The following is a 17,671-nucleotide window of genomic DNA, read 5'->3' on the forward strand; positions in this document are numbered from 1 at the left end:
AGAGGGTGGCCACAAGAGCCACCCCTACGGGAGCCTTGCCTCTTTGGAAAAATCTTGCCACTCCCGCGAGAACCTTGCCCCCTAGGCAAGCACATTGCCAGGCCAGCGCGATCCGCGCCGGCCTGGCCGGCCGCCCGGCTTACTTTGCGCCTGCCGGCTGCGGAAGGCTGAACTTGACCTCCGGGTCGCGTGTAATTTGATCCTGCTTGGACACGCCATAGTTTTCCATGGTGTGGTAGCCGAAAATCTTGGCGGTAATCAGAGTGGGAAATTGCCGCACCACCAGATTGTAGGCCTGAACCGCCTGTACATAGCGGCCGCGCTCGGTGGCAATGCGATTTTCGGTACCCTCGAGCTGCGTCATCAGGTCGCGGAACAATCCATCGCTTTTCAACTGCGGATAATTTTCCGACACGGCTATCAGGCGCGACAGCGCCGACGACAACTCACCCTGGGCTTGCGTAAATTTTTTCATGACCTCGGGATTGTCCAGGTCTTTGGCACTGATCTGTATGCTGCCCACCTTGGAACGCGCTTCGGTTACCTGGGTCAGCACGGCGCGCTCGTTAACCATGTAGGCATTGACCGAATTGACCAGCTTGGGCACCAGTTCGGCCCGCCGTTCGTATTGATTCAGGGTCTGCGACCACGCCGTCTTGACCTGCTCGTCGAGACGTTGAATATCGTTGTAACCGCAACCCGACAATGCCAAAGCAAGGCAAGACATCAGTAAAAATTGCAAGAATCGTTTCATGGAACGCCTGCCGAAAATGATCAAGACACGAGATTACCGCAGCTTGCCTGTCTCGTGCCAGTTTTTACGCCTGGCAGCGCCCCGGCCCGCGCTCAATTTAACAAAGCCTTACTTTTTCAGCTTGAAGCGCGTGGCGCTCAATCATATGAGCACGCCGACGCCAACTACGTTACAATGCCTTCTTTCGCGCGTCGTGCCAGTCAACGCGCGTCTTGCAAGCTGTTCCAAGCCTTGCCTGCTGAACCTTCTCAGCCCTCAACTTCTTTTTTCGTCTGCCTAGATTGGTCTCTCTCAACTCGAGCGATAGGCTGTCGCTGGAGTTTTTTTCTTGAATACCCAAATCCCCTTTGCCTCCCTAGGTCTGGCAGAACCCCTTCTGCGCGCCATCTCGGACACCGGCTATACACACCCCACGCCCATCCAGGCACAGGCCATACCCGAAGTGCTGAAGGGCGGCGACCTGCTGGCCGCGGCCCAAACCGGCACCGGTAAAACGGCCGGCTTCACCCTGCCCATCTTGCATCTTCTCATGCAAAATCCGATCGGCCTCAGAAAGCCCGGGCGGCCCCGCTGCCTGATCCTCACGCCAACCCGTGAGCTGACCGCGCAGGTCGAAGAGTCGGTACGCACGTATGGCAAACACACGCCGCTGCGCTCCATGGTGATGTTCGGCGGAGTCAATATCAACCCGCAAATCAGCTCGCTGCGCAAGCCGCTCGACATCCTGGTTGCCACTCCCGGCCGCCTGCTGGATCATGCCCAGCAAAAAACCGTGGATTTGTCCGGCGTGGAAATCCTGGTGCTCGACGAAGCCGACCGCATGCTCGACATGGGCTTCATCCGGGACATACGCCGCATCCTTGCCCTGCTGCCCAGGACCCGCCAGAACCTGTTGTTCTCGGCCACGTTCTCGGACGAAATCCGCGAACTCTCCAAAGGCGTGCTGAACAACCCGACCGAAGTTTCGGTTGCCCGCCGCAACACCGCCTCCGAGCTGGTGAGCCAAAGCGTGGTCATCACCGAGGCATCCCACAAACGCGATCTGCTCAGCCACATTATTCGTGAAAGCGGCTGGCACCAGGTGCTGGTGTTCACGCGCACCAAGCATGGCGCCAATCGCCTCGCGGAAAAACTGGTCAAGGACGGCCTGTCGGCCGCCGCCATCCATGGCAACAAGAGCCAGGCCGCGCGCACCCGGGCATTGGCCGGCTTCAAGGACGGCAAGGTCGCCGTGCTGGTCGCCACCGATATTGCCGCACGCGGGCTGGATATCGATCAATTGCCCAATGTGGTCAATTTCGAGTTGCCCAATGTCCCCGAAGACTATGTGCACCGCATCGGCCGCACCGGCCGCGCCGGCACCGAAGGTTCCGCGCTGTCGCTGGTGGACCGCACCGAAATGAAGCTGCTCGGCGCCATTGAAAAGCTGCTCAAGAAGTCCATCGACCGCACCACGATCGAAGGCTGGTCACCCTCGCTGGTCAAGCCCGAACCGGCCGGCGCACGCGACGAGCGCGATGACCGGCCCGCACGGCGCTCGAACACCTCCGGTCGCCCGCAGCGAAATGCCGGCCGGCCAGGTGAAACAGGACGCTCCGCGCCCCGATCACGCCAGGAAGGCAATGGCCGCGGCGCTCCCCGCCAGGCAGCTCCATCGACCGGCGCCGCCGCGGCGCGCCCTCGCACCAGCAGCCGGCCGTCCAGTGCACGCCCCGCCGCACTTCTGGGCAAATAAGGCATACTAGCGGAACGCCTCCAAACTCTCCCTCTGCCGAACCATGTCCTTTTCCACCTGGCTTGCCTTTTTCGCCGCATCCTGGGCCATCTCGTTTTCGCCCGGGCCGGGGGCCATCTCCGCCCTGGCATCGGGGCTGAAATACGGTTTTCGGCGTGGTTACTGGACCACCATAGGCCTGATTTGCGGCATTATGTGCCAGGTCCTGGTGGTCGGGATCGGCCTGGGAGCCCTGCTGGCGGCGTCCGAACTGGGCTTCAGCATCGTCAAGTGGCTGGGTGTGGCCTACCTGATCTATCTGGGCTGCAAGCAATTCCGCACCGACGCTTCGCCCGTGGCGGTCGAAGCCAAAAGTCTCGAGACTTTTAAAATCCGGGAACTCATTGCGCGCGGCTGGCTCGTCAATATCACCAATCCGAAAGGTACGGTATTTCTGCTGGCGGTGGTTCCCCAATTCCTGAATCTGTCGGCCTCCCTGACGCCGCAATACCTGATCATAGGCGCCACGCTGTGCTTCACCGACCTGGTCGCCATGGGGTTCTATACGGCCCTGGCATCCAAGGTGCTGAAGCTGTTGCGCAACCCGCGCCACGTACGCTGGCTCAACCGCGCCTTCGGCACCCTGTTTATTCTGGCCGGCACCGTGCTTGCCACGTTCAGCCATCACAAATAAGTGCCCGGGCGCGCAAGCGCCGGCCACTAGAGAATCACACGCTAAAATCCACCCATGAGTCTCAGTCACGAAGTCGCACGGCGGCGCACCTTTGCCATTATTTCCCACCCCGATGCGGGAAAAACCACCCTCACCGAAAAACTCCTGCTGTTTGCGGGCGCCATTCAGATCGCCGGCAGCGTCAAGGCCCGCAAGGCCAGCCGGCATGCGTCCTCGGACTGGATGGAAATCGAGAAGCAGCGTGGCATTTCAGTTGCTTCGTCGGTCATGCAAATGGAATACCGCGATTGTGTGCTGAACCTGCTCGATACCCCTGGGCACCAGGACTTCTCCGAAGACACCTACAGGGTGCTGACCGCCGTCGACGCGGCTCTCATGGTGATCGATGCGGCCAACGGCGTCGAGCCGCAGACGATTCGCCTGCTGCAGGTCTGCCGCGCCCGCAATACGCCTATCATCACTTTTATCAACAAGCTCGACCGGGAAGTCCAGGAGCCGCTGAACCTGTTGTCGGAAATCGAATCGCACCTGGGCATGGACGCCGTTCCTTTTTCCTGGCCGGTAGGCATGGGCCGGTCGTTCGGCGGGGTATTCGACATACGCCGCGACCGGATGCGTGTCTTCAAAGCCGGGCAGGAACGCCGCGGCGACCAGAACGAGATCATCGAAGGGCTGCAGAACCCGAGCATCGCCGAACGGTTCGGCGATGCCTTTGCCAAAGCCAGCGAGGAAATCGAGCTTATCAACGCGGCCGCGCCCAGTTTCGACCAGGCCGCTTTTCTGGCGGGCAGGCAAACGCCTGTTTTCTTCGGTTCGGCGATCAATAATTTCGGCGTCCAGGAAGTGCTTGACGCGCTGGTCGACCTGGCGCCCAAGCCAGGCCCGCGCACGGCGCTGCAGCGCGAAGTCCAGCCCGAAGAACCGAAGTTCAGCGGGGTGGTGTTCAAGGTCCAGGCCAATATGGACCCTTCGCATCGCGACCGGGTCGCCTTTGTCCGAGTCAGTTCGGGCCGTTTCGACCGCGGCATGCGTCTCAAGGTCTCGCGCACCGGCAAGGAAATGCGCCCCAACAATGTGGTGTCTTTTCTATCGCAGCGCCGCGAGCTTCTCGACGAGGCCTATGCGGGCGACGTCATCGGGATACCCAACCACGGCGTCCTGCAATTGGGCGACGTGCTGACCGAAGGCGAAAACCTGCAGTTCACCGGCCTGCCTTTTTTTGCGCCCGAACTATTCCAGGCGGTTGAAGTCAAAGATCCTTTACGCACCAAGCAACTGCGTATAGGCCTGACCCAGCTTGGGGAAGAAGGTGCAATCCAGGTGTTTCGCCCCGAAGCGGCAGGGGGTTCTTTGCTGCTCGGCGCAATCGGCCAATTGCAATTCGAGGTCGTCGCTCATCGTCTCAAAACCGAATACAGCGTCGACGCCCGCCTCATGCCATCGCGTTACAACATGGCACGTTGGATTACATCTGACGATCCCAAGGCTTTGCGCAAGTTTCTGGATGCCAATGCCGCGCATATCGCCTATGATGTCGTCGACGCCGCAGCCTTTCTGATCAGCTCTCCCGCGCAGTTGCGCGTGGCCGAAGAGCTCTATCCCAAAGTGCAATTTCATGCCATGCGTGAGCACGGCGGCAAGGTATTCAGTGAAAAGGCCTGAGTTTATACTAGGTTTAACTTTATAGACCGAGGGTAAGAATGTCCTGGCGTTTTATGTTTGTTGTACTGCTGCTGGCCGCAGGCGCCTCTACATGGGGGGGGCTGCATCTGGGAGACTGGCTGGTGGCTCACGGGCCCGTAGCCGCAACGGTTCCCGGCCAATCCCAGGTTGCCGCCGTGCCGGTACTCGATTCCAATGGCCATCCTTATGTAGCTCAGCCGCCTCAGCCGCAGGTTGATGGCCGTCTGGCGGTACCCGAGCCCTTGCCTCCGGTGGCCTGGGCCATTCCCGACAAGTCGCTGACGCAAGCCCCGCCCAATCCGACGGTCGATCTGGCCACAACGACCATTACCATGGATGAAGCCAAGCAAATCGCCGCATCCGGGGCAGGTCAACCGCTGGTGGGTATTGCCGATGTGGGCGGGCTCGGCCTGGGTTCAAGCAGTGGGCAGCCAGTGCAGCCCATACAACCGATACAGCCGATACAGCCTATAGAAGCGCCTCCGCCTCCCAGCGCGCCGCCTGCGAATACCAGCAGGGCATGGCAGGCCAGCTTGCGTCAGGAAATTCAGGCGTGTAGCGCGCAAGGCTTTTTCGACAGGCCCAGTTGCGCCTGGGCGGCTCGCAACAAGTATTGCGAACCGAATAATGCCTGGGGAAAGGTACGCGATTGCCCTGCCAAGAGCTTTTAAGCTGGAGCGTTTCCGGTTAGGTGTTTACGGCATTGAGTGCGTTTGAGTCACTTTCGTTTTGAGCCGTTTTTGGGCTTGATCTGTGGCTTTTGGACTGTGCGTTGTTGTGTTGGCGGCGGTTAATTCTATAAAGACGCCGCAGGGTGGGCGGTGCTGTGCAGTCCGGCACGTCCAGCGGTCGTGGTGCTGCGCACCCCGACTGCCCGGGTCTGCCTCGTCCAGGCGGGCGTCGGGCCAACTCGCGTCGCCCCGCGTTGCGGGTCGCCACTCAGACAGGGCCCGCCGAAGGCCCCCGCCTTCCCTTCGTCAGCGCCCGGCGCTGGACTACCGCCGGACTACACAGCACCGCCCACCCTGCGGCTTGCGTTGAGGCAATGCACCGAGGTATACATTGGGGAAGCCGCGTTGAGCCAATCACAGGCTACGTTGAGGCATCGGGCGCTTAATAAATCCAGGGTTCGGCACATCGTGGTGTAGTGGCCACGTGATAGAAGGCATGGGTGCGGGCACGTTAACGGTTCTATAGGTGCAGGCCCATTAACGGTAGGTACAAGCACGTTGATTCTAGGCATGCCGCAACGTGAGCCGTCTATCGGGGCTTGGGGTCAGGACCGGCGTAAGGCGTGCGCCGGATTTAGCTCGGCAAGGCGGGGGTAGTCGGCGGGCGCTGTCTGAGCGTCGTCCCGCAGCGCGGGGCGACGCGAGTTCGCCCGACGCCCGCCTTGACGTGCTAAATCCGGATGAAGCACGCCGTGCCGGTCCTGACCCCAAGTCCCGATAGACGGCGTCTTTAAATACCAAAGCGACCAATCCACCAAATCCCGCAAACACCTCGAACCCAAAAATACTCTAGCTACTCATCCATCTGAGATTGCAGATAATTCTGCAACCCTACTTGATCGACGAGCTCGATTTGCGTCTCGAGCCAGTCGATGTGCTCCTCGGTATCGTTGAGTATGTCCTGGAACAAATCGCGCGACACAAAATCGCGCACCGACTCACAGTACGCCATGGCTTCCTTCACGGTTTCCTGAGCGCTGGATTCCAGCGTGTGATCGCACTTGAGTATTTCCGGCACATTCTCGCCTATCAGGAGCTTGTGCAAGTCTTGCAGATTGGGCAAGCCGTCAAGCATCAAAACCCGTTCGATCAGGCGATCGGCATGCTTCATTTCGCCAATCGACTCTTCGTATTCGTGCTTGCCCAGTTTGTTCAGCCCCCAATGGCGCAGCATGCGCGAATGCAGGAAGTACTGATTGATGGCGCTTAATTCGTTTTTAAGTTGTTTATTGAGATACTGGATAACGGTTTTATCGCCTTTCATGGCCATGCTCCTGAATCAGTCGGTCGAGCGCCCGCCAACAGCTGGATACGCCTGCGACGCTAATGGTCTGTACCGATGTAAGCCTACCACGCTGACACGATATTTTCATTGGCGGAGCGCGCCTGAAACCGTCCGTCGAGCCTTGCAAGACGAATCTTGATGTAAATGCAAATGATTTAATTTGTTGGTGTGAATCAACAAGAAATGGCGGCGGAAACAAGCCTGCTGGCACCTGCCGCGCGCGCGAAGCGCGAATCCGTGTCTGAATTATGGCTGAATGACGTCGCGGCCAGCCTCGCAATGCGTTCGTTGCGGCGGGCCATTTTTATTGTAACTACTTGTGTTTAAAACCACGGGAACCGTAGTTCTCCAGAAGGAAGATCCGGCCAGGCGCCGACAGGCAAATCAGGCGCGGCGGGCCACGACTTCGATCAATACGGAGGTATCTGCGGTAGAGTCGTTAGCCGCGGCACCCACCAGCGCACCCGCCCCCAGACCATGTTCGCTGGCGGCGTGTCCTGCATGGCGCCCGCCCGGCAGGTATTCAGCGGCGGCTTCGGCGCAGCAACCGCAGCAGGTCGCCACCCCAAGTCGGGCTTGAAGGTCGGAAAGCGTGCTGGCCCCTTCGGCTACTGCCGATTGAACATGACGCTCGGTGATTCCGTTGCAGATACAAATGAACATGAGAATAATTATCATCCAAGATACAAAAAAAATCAATCCTGGCTGGATTCTTTTGACTCACTGTTGCTGACAGGCCTCAGGCCAGCGCCGCGAACCTGCCTAACGCAGCTCCAGGGAGGCCCTGGCCTTACGCAGCGAGGCTGGCTCTATGCCCGCCGCCTCGCGGTATTTCGCCACCGTACGGCGCGCAATCACAACGCCCTGCTCATTCAGCCTGAGCGCTATCTGGCTATCGGACAGAGGCTTTTTGCCCGATTCCTCGGACACCAGCTTGAGGATCAGGGACCGTACAGCCGCCGCCGAAGTGGCCGTGCCGTCATCGGTGCCCAACGCAGCACCGAAAAAACGTTTCAGTTCGAAAACGCCCCAGGGCGTCGTCACATATTTCTGCCGGGTGGCTCGCGACACAGTCGACTCGTGCATCGCGAGTTCGTCGGCGATATCGCGCAACAGCAGGGGGCGCATGCCTTGCATGCCCTGCTCGAAAAACTCCTGCTGCCGATCGACTATGGCTTGCGTCACGCGCAAAATCGTCTCGAACCGCTGGCCAACGCTCTTGATCAATCCGTAGGCCTGCTGCAATTGCTCGTGCAGCAGGCCGCGGCCCTGCTCCCGGGCCAGCCAGTGCTCGTACTGGGCATTGACGCGCAAGCGGGGCATTACCGCGGGATTCAGGCTCGCCAGCCATCGATTCCTGACTTTACGCACCAGCACGTCGGGGTTGACATAATCGGCCAGCGAGCTTGCCCAGGCGCGTCCTGGCCTGGGTTCCAGCGCCAGGAGCACGCGATGCGCCCGGCTGAGGGTCTCGTGAGTGCAGGACAGGGCCTCGCACAATTTGCCCAAATTGCCCGACGCCAGCAAATCGAGATGCCGCCGGGCCAGTTGGCGGGCGCAAGCCACTACGGACGCATCGCACCCTTTTACTGCTTCGGACTGATCCATTTGCAACAACAGGCAGTCTGCCAGCGACCGCGCGCCTACTCCGGGAGGATCAAAGGACTGCAGCAAGCTCAAGGCTGTGGCCAGTTCATCGGCATCGATTTCGATCTCGGGCGGCAAACAGGCTGCGATTTCCTCCAGGGACGACAGCAAGTAGCCATTTTCGTCCAGTTCCTCGATCAACAGCGTTACCAGCGCGATATCCCTGGGTAGCGCCCGCGTCAGATGCAGTTGGCGCAATAAATGCTGCTGCAGGGTTTCCGCCTGCGCCGCCTCGGGCCGCGTCGGTTCGCCGTCAGGGTCGTCGCCGCGGTTGGGTAAAGCCAACAATGACCAGTCCTCGCGCGGCGAGTCGGGCTCGCCGGGTTCCGCATCGGCCGTATCAATGTCATACTCTTCCTGCCGTTCAAGCAAGGGGTTGTCCAACATTGCCTGGGCGATTTCATTTTCCAGATCTTGCGCCGATAGCTGCAGGAATCGAATCGATTGCTGCAGCTGAGGGGTCAGCGTCAATTGCTGATGATGACGAAGTTCTAGGGACTGGCGCGATTGCATAGGTACAATATTTTGCATGAAACAGAATTCAACACCACAACCCACTCGTCACGACGACTCCTTGCTGCGCAACGCCCTGCTCAAGCTTACGGCCACGCAAAAAATCATCTGCACGGTCGTCATCGCCGTGGTTGCGCTTGTCTGGTACGACCTTCTTAACCGTCTGGTGGCCTTTGGCCACGGTATTGATTACTCGGGATTGCACGCATTCGGGCCGCAAGCCGTGGAACTGCTGAAACAATACAACCCCTTCTTCTGGTGGGCGGTGGTGGCGCTTTGCACCCTCATTATTGCCTATTTTCTGTACCGCTTCGTACGCAGCAGCCAGCGTCAGGTGCGCAGCAAGCTGGTCAGCGCCGAAATGTTCAACGAACTCGTCACACAGCTCTCCGAACCAGCCAAAGAGGTTTTGCGCTGGGCCTGGCACGATCGCCGCGATCCCGTCAGCGTTGGCGATTTACAACATACGGCGCGGGAATTGCGGGCGCGCCGCGCCGCAAAAATCAATCTGGCGCGCGAGCACGCGCTGGCCCTCGATGCAAAAACTCCCGCTGCCTCCGATGGCAAAAACTTGCAATCTTCATAAAAATATGGTCGACTAGTGGGATGGAACCACGTATTTTTTCTCTCAAGACAAATACTCGCAGCTGCGCTGCGGGTAGCGTCGCGGGTTCCCGTCTCCTGGCTATCACGCTATCGCTGCTACTACCGATCGGTTGCCGGACCTAGCGTCCTGTGGCAGTTCGGCAGCCCTCACGCCACGCATTTTCCGTCACCAGTACATTCGACGCGCCCGAATTCATTAATTCCGCATCCTGGTGACCATGGCTGTAGATTTTGCTAAATAGGTGCAATATGCTTTCCACCCCCTCAGACAAATACCGTCCATTCAGTCCGTTCGCCCGTGAGTTCTCCGAGCGAACCTGGCCCAGCAAACGCATCACTCATCCCCCTATCTGGATGAGCACCGATTTGCGCGATGGCAACCAGTCCCTGATCGAACCCATGAGCGTGGAACGCAAGCTGCGTTTCTTCGAGCAGCTTCTGAAAATCGGCTTCAAGGAAATCGAGGTCGGTTTTCCTTCTGCCTCGCAAACCGATTTCGATTTTGTGCGCAAACTGGTCGACGAGCACCGTATCCCGGACGACGTCACGATCATTGTCCTGACCCAGTCGCGCGACGAATTGATACGCCGCACGGTCGAATCGGCAGCCGGTGCCAAGCAAGCCATTGTGCATATGTACAACGCATGCGCTCCAGCATTCCGCAAGATCGTCTTCAACATGAGCAAAGACCAGATCAAAGAGGTCGCGGTCAACGGCACACGGCTTATCAAGGAATACACGAAGCAGCACCCCGAAACCCAATGGCGCTATGAATATTCGCCTGAAGTATTCAGCACGACCGAGCCGGAATTCGCACTGGAAGTCTGCAACGCCGTCGGCGAAGTCTGGCAGCCCACGCCTGAATCGAAAATCATTTTCAATCTGCCCGCCACCATCGAGGCCACCACGCCCAATCTGTATGCCGACCAGATCGAATGGATGCATAAAAACCTGGACCGCCGCGACAGCGTTGTGCTGAGCGTCCATCCCCATAACGACCGCGGCACCGCCGTGGCGGCTGCCGAATTTGCCGTGATGGCTGGCGCCGACCGTATTGAAGGCTGCCTGTTCGGCAACGGAGAGCGTACCGGCAACGTCGATCTGGTTACGCTGGCGCTCAATCTTTATACACAGGGCATACATCCGGGACTGGACTTCTCGGATATCGATGAAGTGCGCCGCTGTGTCGAGTACTGCAACCAATTGCCGGTTCATCCCCGCCATCCTTATGCGGGCGATCTGGTATTCACGGCATTTTCAGGCTCCCACCAGGACGCCATCAAAAAAGGCTTTGCGCTGCAGCAGCCCGATGCCTTGTGGGAAGTCCCTTATCTGCCCATCGATCCGGCCGACCTGGGCCGCAGCTACGATGCGGTCATCCGCGTCAATAGCCAGTCGGGCAAGGGGGGCGTTTCGTACCTGCTCGAACAAGAGCACGGCCTGACCCTGCCGCGGCGCCTGCAAATCGAATTCAGCCGCGCCATCCAGCGCGTCACCGACGAAACCGGCGCCGAAGTCACGGCCGCGGCGGTCTACGATATTTTCAGCAGGGAATACCTCGAGCAGGAACATCCCCTGAAATTAATCCGCCATCGCATTACCGGCGATCCCAAGGCGAATGCCGGGCAACAATTCAGCATCGAAGCCGAGATCGAAGAAAATGGCGAAGTGCGTCATCTGGTCGGCAAAGGCGACGGGGCCATTGCCGCTTTCGTCGATGCCCTGAACCTGCCCATACGCATCATGGACTATCACGAGCATGCCATCGGCACCGGTACCGACACACGCGCCGCATCCTATGTGGAATTGCGGGTGGGCGATTCAGCAACAGGCTTCGGCGTGGGAATACACCGCGACATCGTTACGGCCTCGTTTCTGGCGATCCTGACTGCCGTCAACCGCCACTCGGCAACGGTCGACCAGGCCGCCGAGGTGCTGCTGGCTTAAATCGGGAATCGTTCGCAAGCGGGATCCGGTGGCATTGGCCACCGGACGCGTGCAAAGAAGTCCGGCCGCGACGGCCGGGCGCGGCACTACGCGGCTCTTACCACTTGGGGGCAGGCTCCCATAAAACATCGGTATTATGCTCGCGCGACAGTTTGAGCATGGCCAGCAAGGGCCAGGCACGACGGCGAAAGCTCACGGCCTGCGCAATGGGGTGCTCTCTGGAGTCGCTGTGATCGTCGTCGGAGAATTCCGACTCGGTATCGGTCGCAATCGCATTTTCGATGCCGGCAATCGCCGAACTGAGCTGGTCGCGCGTAATGACGCCACGCTCGGGCAAAGTGTCGATGTAGGGTTTGCCGGCCGCCTGCAATATGGGAAGCGCATGCTTTTCAAACATGAGCACTTCAGCCGCAGCCTTGGAATAAAAAACAACTAACATGCTTCGGTTTCCCTCAATGGACACATGGATACACTACCTGATCTTTCATAGACTGCCAAGCAGCAATATGAATGCTTTCCATTTTAGCGGAGAGCGTCATGGCACGGCACTCCCGGGCATTTTTATTTCTGCTTGCGCTGTCGGCCGGCATCCCTGCGTGGGCGCAAACGACCTGCGGCCCGTCGGCGCTGGGCGAACCTTGCGCGCAGGGCGGCATCGCAACGCTGCCCGGCAACAACGAACCAGGCCTGAACCTGGGCGTCGGCAACCCCATTCATCTGGTCACCGGCAATAAGTACCAGCAAGAAATCGATCTTCCCGCCAGCCGCCATGCCCCCGAACTGGAACTGCGACGCCACTACAACTCGCTGGACCGCCGCGATTCTGCGCTGGGGCCGGGCTGGGCCCTATCCTACGACACGCGCCTGTTTCACGCGGGCGGCCGCTGGCAAATCATACAGGCCGACGGCAGCCGCATCACGTTCACCCATACGGGGCCTGAACGCACGCGACATGGCACCCTGCAGGCCCAGGCACAGCAATGGATCTGGACATGGCCCAACGGTCAGCAAAATCATTTTGACCGCCACGGGCGCCTGATCCGCATACTATTTACAAAAGGGCGCACTCTCGACATCGAACGCCGGAACACAGCTGGGCCGGAATTCGGCACTATTTCCAGGCTGACCGCCGGGCATGGCCCCAGCCTGGATTTCGCTTACCAAATACTGAACAATCGGGCATACCTAAGCCGAATCGACACCCACGCCGGATCCTTTCACTACCACTATGAAGCCATTCCCGCCCAAACCGATGGCGCCCGCCCGTCCGGCCCATGGCGTCTGCAACGGGTCACCCGGCCCGACGGCATGCAGCGGCGCTATCTGTACGAACCCGCGCTGCAGGCGGGCCACCCTTTCCATCTGACCGGCATCGAACTCGTCTCGGCCGACGGGCAACACCGCCAACGCATCCGCACATGGGCCTACAACGCAGGCGGACGCGCCATCCTGTCGATCCGCGGCGGTCCGCAAGACACCCAGGACAAACTGCGCATCCGCTACCTGAGCCAAGCCGGTACGCACAGCGAAGGAATCACCGAAATCACGAACACAGCGGGGCAACGCACCCTGTTCCATACCGCACTGAAAGGCGGGCGTCAGGTGCTGCTGAAAGTCACGGGCGCTCCCTGCGCCGGATGTGCGGCGCCCGAAAGCCAGGCCCGCTACGACCCGCAGGGGCGTCTCGCGCAAATCAACGACATGACGATCACCCGATCCGCCTCGGGTGCAATCGAACGGATCGGCAACCCGTCTTCCGGATGGCCCGGACTGGTGCTGCATTACCAGCAGCCAGGCCACAGAACATCCTGGAGCACGCCCCTGACCGGCACCGAACTCACGCAGTTCGATGCCCGGCGGCGTCCCGCGAAAAAGGTGTTTGCCAATGGCGACCGCTGGGAATACGACTACGATTCGGCAGGCCGCCCGGTTCAGATACGGCAAAAAAACGCAGAAACGACGCAAAAAACCCGGCTCGGCTGGAGCGGACCGCTGCTGGCACGCATCAACCATCCCCACGAAAACGAATATCGCGGCTACGACTCGAAAGGCCGCCTGACCCAGCGCCGCATCGAACGCCCGTCGCCGGCCTGGGGCCCCCGCGTGCGTTACACCGAAGCATTCGACTATGACGGCGAACACCGCCTGACGCGGCATCATTTGCCTGAAGGCGGCGCCTTGCACTACCGCTGGGACAAGCACGGACGACTCCAGGCTATCGACTGGCAAGACTCACGGCAGCAAATGCACAGTGTCATCGCCGGCACGGCGCAACAACCCGGCTATCAGTACGGCAACGGCTTGCAACTGCAGGGCTTGCTGTCCGGGCGGCACGTCACCGATCTGGTCCTGCATCGCGGCACCGAGCTGATCTGGGCGCAGCATCAGTCCTACGACCGATACGGCCGCCTGCAACAAGAACGGCACAATGCGCCTTCGGAAAATCATGCCGAAACCTGGCATTACGCCTATGATGCCGGCTCGCGGCTCGCCGGCGCCCGGAAACTTGCGAACCCCGCCGTCTGGTATGCCTGGCATGCCGATGGCTCGCTGGCGGCGCACGGCCGGCCACAGCACACACTGAAGCACTCCATACAGCGCGACGCCAGTGGGCTGCCCAAGACCTATCAGGACTACGCCTTGCATTACGGGCCCAATCGGCGCCTGACCGCTGTAAGCCGCCGGGGCAAACGCCTGGACACCTACCGTCACAATGCCTTTGGCCAGCGCATTGCAAAAATCTCGACCGGCAGTCGTACCGACTACTTCTACTGGAACAACCAGCTTGTGGCCGAAGCCCGCCACCGCCAGCGCGCCGGCACACCCTCGGGGGCCGAAGGGTCCCATATCAGCCGCCGCTATATTTATGCCGGACATGCGCTGGTCGGTTTCATCGACTACTCCGCCGAACCAGGCACTGCGGGCGACGTCCCATCGGCAAGCTTGTACGCCGTGCATTCCGATCTGCTCGGCGCTCCGCGCGTCGTCACCGATGCCCAACAAAAAATACGCTGGCTGGCCACCTACAGCCCGACCGGGGCGGCCACGCGGGTCGCCGGCGACCTGACGCTCGATTTGCGCCTGCCCGGCCAAATTGCCGATCAAAGCACCGGCTGGCACGACAACCTCCTGCGCGCTTACCTGCCCGGCCTGGGCCAATACCTGGAACCCGACCCGCTCGGCCCCATTCCCGTCAACCAGGCGCTGGGCTATGCGAATCAGCGGCCCAAGCGCTACACAGACCCCCTGGGGCTGTTGCTGTTTGCCTTCGATGGCACCCGCAACAGTCCCGTGTCGCAAACCAATGTCTGGAAAATGAGCCAGTGGTACCAGGATGGCCCGGTTTTTTATCACAGCGGGCCCGGCAACCCGAACTACCTGGACTGGGACGCCATCACCGCCTACAACGCGCCGCGCATTATCGACGCGCAATGGCAGGCACTGCTCGACGAACTCGCCCGCCCCAGCCTGCTGCGAGAAACCATACCCATCGATATCCTGGGATTTTCGCGGGGCGCCGCCCTGGCACGGCACTTCGGCAATCAGATCAACCAATATGTCGAGAACGGCCTTTTTTCCTATACCGACAGCGCCAGGGGGCTGATAAGCGCCTGCGTCGACCTGAGATTCATGGGGTTGTTCGACACCGTCGCCCAGTTCGGCCTGGCGGGCATGCATAACACCAGCTACGACCTGAGCATCGCCGCCGCCTGGGAGTGGGTGGCCCATGCCGTCGCATTGCAGGAACGGCGCTGGCTATTTCCGCTCACGACCGCGGCCGACAGCCTCGGAAACAATACCATCGAAGCGCCATTTGTCGGGGCGCACGCCGATATCGGCGGAGGCCTGGCCATCGACGACGAGGGCCGCCCCAACTCGCGCGGCGATCTGTCCGATGTGGCCCTGAACTGGATGCTGTGGCAGGCGCGGGCCGCCTCCCTGCGATTCGATACCGCGCCCTTGGCGGATCGCGAAATTACCGAGCCCATCCTGCACGATCAGCGCTCGGCGCTGGCCCGCTCCGCACAGAACGGCGACCGGGCCGTCGACGCCGCCGACGGCTCCACGCAACTCACCTACCAGGACGACCACCCGCAACTGGGCAGGGCCCGCCGAGAAGTCACCGAACAGCTCATCCGGCGCATCCAGGACTGGCGCCGCAGCGATACCACCGAAGTCGGAAGCGTCGATATGGACGGCTATGCGCAATGGCTGCAAAACGAATTGGGCTGGCAGGCCTTGCCGGTATAAGAGGGCCTCCCCCTTCCGCTTCAGGACGCCAGAAGGCAAATCACGCTATCATTTATACCTTCCCGGTTTTGCCGCAACATGCAGTGCGCGGCCCGGCCGTTCCAATACTATCGGGGTCCTTCCGCCGCCCTGTTTTGCCAACTACAAAGCCTTATGCTCCCAGAGCAACAAAAACAGCTTATTTCATTGATACGGGCCGCCGTAGCCCAGATCGTTCCCGATGCAGCGCCCAATATCCTGCTCGAACGCCCTAAAGTGGCCGCCCATGGCGATATCGCCACCAATGTGGCCATGCAGATCGCCAAGCCAGCCAAACGCAATCCGCGCGAACTGGCGCAACAAATTGTCCAGGCGCTACTGGCCCAGCCGGACACCCAGGCGCTGATCGCGTCGGCTGAAATCGCCGGCCCTGGTTTCATCAATTTCCGCCTGACCGCCGCGGCCCGCCAGGCTGTCATCGCCCAGGTCTCGACCCAGGGCGATGAATACGGCACCCTGGCACCCACCGGCGAAAAAATCCTGGTGGAATTCGTCTCGGCCAACCCGACCGGCCCGCTGCATGTCGGCCACGCCCGCCAGGCGGCGCTGGGCGATTCGCTCTGCCGCCTGTTCAAGGCCCAGGGCTACGACGTTACCCGCGAGTTCTATTACAACGATGCCGGCAATCAAATCGATAATCTGGCCATCAGCGTACAGGCCCGGGCCAGGGGCATCGCGCCCGATTCGGATCAATTCCCCGCCGATGGCTACCGGGGCGACTACATCCTCGACATTGCCCGGGACTTCCAGGCAGGCGCCACAGTCCAGGCCTCCGACGGCATAGCGGTCACAGCCACCGGAAACGTCGACAGTCTTGACGACATACGCCGCTTTGCCGTGTCGTACCTGCGCCGCGAACAAGACCTGGATCTCCAGGCCTTCAGCCTGAAATTCGATAACTACTATCTCGAAAGTTCGCTGTACACCAGCGGCCGCGTCGAAAAAACCGTCCAGCAACTGATTGCGGCCCACCATACCTACGAAAGCGAAGGCGCGCTGTGGCTGCGCACCACCGAACTGGGCACGGGCGACGACAAAGACCGCGTCATGCGCAAATCCGAGGGCGGCTACACCTATTTCGTGCCCGATGTCGCCTACCACGTGGCGAAATGGGAACGCGGCTTTCACCGCGCCATCAACATCCAGGGCAGCGATCATCACGGCACGATCGCGCGGGTGCGCGCCGGCCTGCAAGGCCTGGGCCTGGGCATTCCCAAAGACTTCCCAGCCTATATCCTGCATAAAATGGTCAAGGTCGTGCGCGACGGCGTCGAAGTAAAAATCTCCAAACGGGCCGGCAGCTACGTCACCATGCGCGACCTGATAGACTGGGTTGGGCAGGACGCTGTACGATTCTTCCTGATTCAACGGCGGGCCGATTCCGAATTCGTCTTCGATATCGACCTGGCCCTGTCCAAGAACGAAGAGAATCCGGTTTATTACGTGCAGTACGCCCATGCCCGCATCTGCTCGATGCTGAACCAGTCCAGCGATCAATCGGCGCAGATTGCCGCCGCCGACACGCGCCTGCTCACGGCACCGACCGAATTCGCCCTGATGCAGCGCCTGGCCGAATACCCGAATACGGTAACTCTGGCCACCCAGGAACTCGCGCCGCACCACATCGCGTTCTGGCTGCGCGATTGCGCCGCCGATTTCCACGCATGGTATAACGCCGAGCGCGTCCTGGTCGACGATACCAATCTGAAACTGGCACGCCTGCGCCTGGCGCATACCACCCGCCAGGTGATCGCCAGCGGCCTGGCGCTACTCGGGGTATCCGCCCCCGAAAGGATGTAATCCGCTT

General features: G+C 60.4%; 14 protein-coding genes. 9 read left to right on the forward strand and 5 right to left on the reverse strand.

Annotated elements, in window-relative coordinates; translation table 11 throughout:
* Nucleotides 1–139: 139 nt before the first annotated feature.
* Nucleotides 140–754, reverse strand: a complete 615-nt coding sequence (locus LSG25_RS15185; protein ID WP_232741743.1) for a LemA family protein — start codon at nucleotides 752–754, stop codon at nucleotides 140–142.
* Here LSG25_RS15185 and LSG25_RS15190 point away from each other — a divergent pair.
* From LSG25_RS15190 to LSG25_RS15210, 5 genes are read left to right on the forward strand one after another with little or no spacing between them, the layout of a single operon-like run.
* Nucleotides 753–1,034: a hypothetical protein gene (locus LSG25_RS15190; protein ID WP_232741744.1), complete on the forward strand. Its 282-nt coding sequence runs from the start codon at nucleotides 753–755 to the stop codon at nucleotides 1,032–1,034. The genes LSG25_RS15185 and LSG25_RS15190 overlap by 2 nt on opposite strands.
* Before the next feature lie 48 nt (nucleotides 1,035–1,082).
* The gene (locus tag LSG25_RS15195; RefSeq protein ID WP_232741745.1) at nucleotides 1,083–2,489 is read left to right on the forward strand and encodes a DEAD/DEAH box helicase; all 1,407 of its coding nucleotides are present in this window, start codon (nucleotides 1,083–1,085) and stop codon (nucleotides 2,487–2,489) included.
* A gap of 43 nt (nucleotides 2,490–2,532) precedes the next feature.
* Nucleotides 2,533–3,162, forward strand: a complete 630-nt coding sequence (locus tag LSG25_RS15200; RefSeq protein ID WP_232741746.1) for a LysE family translocator — start codon at nucleotides 2,533–2,535, stop codon at nucleotides 3,160–3,162.
* Nucleotides 3,163–3,216: 54 nt separating this feature from the next.
* The gene (locus LSG25_RS15205) at nucleotides 3,217–4,824 is read left to right on the forward strand and encodes a peptide chain release factor 3 (protein WP_232741747.1); all 1,608 of its coding nucleotides are present in this window, start codon (nucleotides 3,217–3,219) and stop codon (nucleotides 4,822–4,824) included.
* A 38-nt stretch (nucleotides 4,825–4,862) separates the two neighbouring features.
* Entirely contained in the window at nucleotides 4,863–5,516 is a 654-nt protein-coding gene (locus LSG25_RS15210) for a hypothetical protein (protein WP_232741748.1), read from the forward strand.
* 853 nt (nucleotides 5,517–6,369) lie between these two features.
* Here the strand turns inward: LSG25_RS15210 and bfr are convergent.
* The 3 genes from bfr to rpoN all read right to left on the reverse strand — a co-directional run bounded on the left by bfr (nucleotide 6,370) and on the right by rpoN (nucleotide 9,039).
* Nucleotides 6,370–6,840 carry a bacterioferritin gene (gene bfr, locus LSG25_RS15215; protein WP_232741749.1) on the reverse strand — a complete coding sequence of 157 codons (471 nt, stop codon included), beginning with the start codon at nucleotides 6,838–6,840 and terminating at the stop codon, nucleotides 6,370–6,372.
* A 405-nt stretch (nucleotides 6,841–7,245) separates the two neighbouring features.
* On the reverse strand, nucleotides 7,246–7,524 hold the full coding sequence (locus LSG25_RS15220) for a bacterioferritin-associated ferredoxin (protein WP_232741750.1): 279 nt from the start codon (nucleotides 7,522–7,524) through the stop codon (nucleotides 7,246–7,248).
* Nucleotides 7,525–7,623: 99 nt separating this feature from the next.
* Entirely contained in the window at nucleotides 7,624–9,039 is a 1,416-nt protein-coding gene (gene rpoN / locus LSG25_RS15225) for an RNA polymerase factor sigma-54 (RefSeq protein ID WP_232741751.1), read from the reverse strand.
* On the opposite strand from rpoN, the gene LSG25_RS15230 reads away from it, so the two are divergent.
* Together LSG25_RS15230 and leuA are read left to right on the forward strand one after the other, a co-directional pair.
* Complete coding sequence (locus LSG25_RS15230) at nucleotides 9,038–9,607, forward strand: hypothetical protein (protein ID WP_232741752.1); 570 nt, start codon at nucleotides 9,038–9,040, stop codon at nucleotides 9,605–9,607. The genes rpoN and LSG25_RS15230 overlap by 2 nt on opposite strands.
* 269 nt (nucleotides 9,608–9,876) lie before the next feature.
* Nucleotides 9,877–11,574, forward strand: coding sequence for a 2-isopropylmalate synthase (leuA, locus tag LSG25_RS15235; protein ID WP_232741753.1), 1,698 nt, complete (start codon nucleotides 9,877–9,879; stop codon nucleotides 11,572–11,574).
* 97 nt (nucleotides 11,575–11,671) lie between these two features.
* Here the strand turns inward: leuA and LSG25_RS15240 are convergent, their stop codons facing one another.
* Entirely contained in the window at nucleotides 11,672–12,013 is a 342-nt protein-coding gene (locus LSG25_RS15240; protein WP_232741754.1) for a DUF1840 domain-containing protein, read from the reverse strand.
* 98 nt (nucleotides 12,014–12,111) lie between these two features.
* Here LSG25_RS15240 and LSG25_RS15245 point away from each other — a divergent pair, with 98 nt between their 5' ends.
* Both LSG25_RS15245 and argS read left to right on the forward strand, forming a co-directional pair.
* The gene (locus LSG25_RS15245; RefSeq protein ID WP_232741755.1) at nucleotides 12,112–15,825 is read left to right on the forward strand and encodes a phospholipase effector Tle1 domain-containing protein; all 3,714 of its coding nucleotides are present in this window, start codon (nucleotides 12,112–12,114) and stop codon (nucleotides 15,823–15,825) included.
* A gap of 153 nt (nucleotides 15,826–15,978) precedes the next feature.
* Complete coding sequence (gene argS / locus LSG25_RS15250; RefSeq protein ID WP_232741756.1) at nucleotides 15,979–17,664, forward strand: arginine--tRNA ligase; 1,686 nt, start codon at nucleotides 15,979–15,981, stop codon at nucleotides 17,662–17,664.
* Nucleotides 17,665–17,671: the final 7 nt, after the last annotated feature.

It is taken from the genome of Paralcaligenes sp. KSB-10, from assembly GCF_021266465.1.
Taxonomy (GTDB): domain Bacteria; phylum Pseudomonadota; class Gammaproteobacteria; order Burkholderiales; family Burkholderiaceae_B.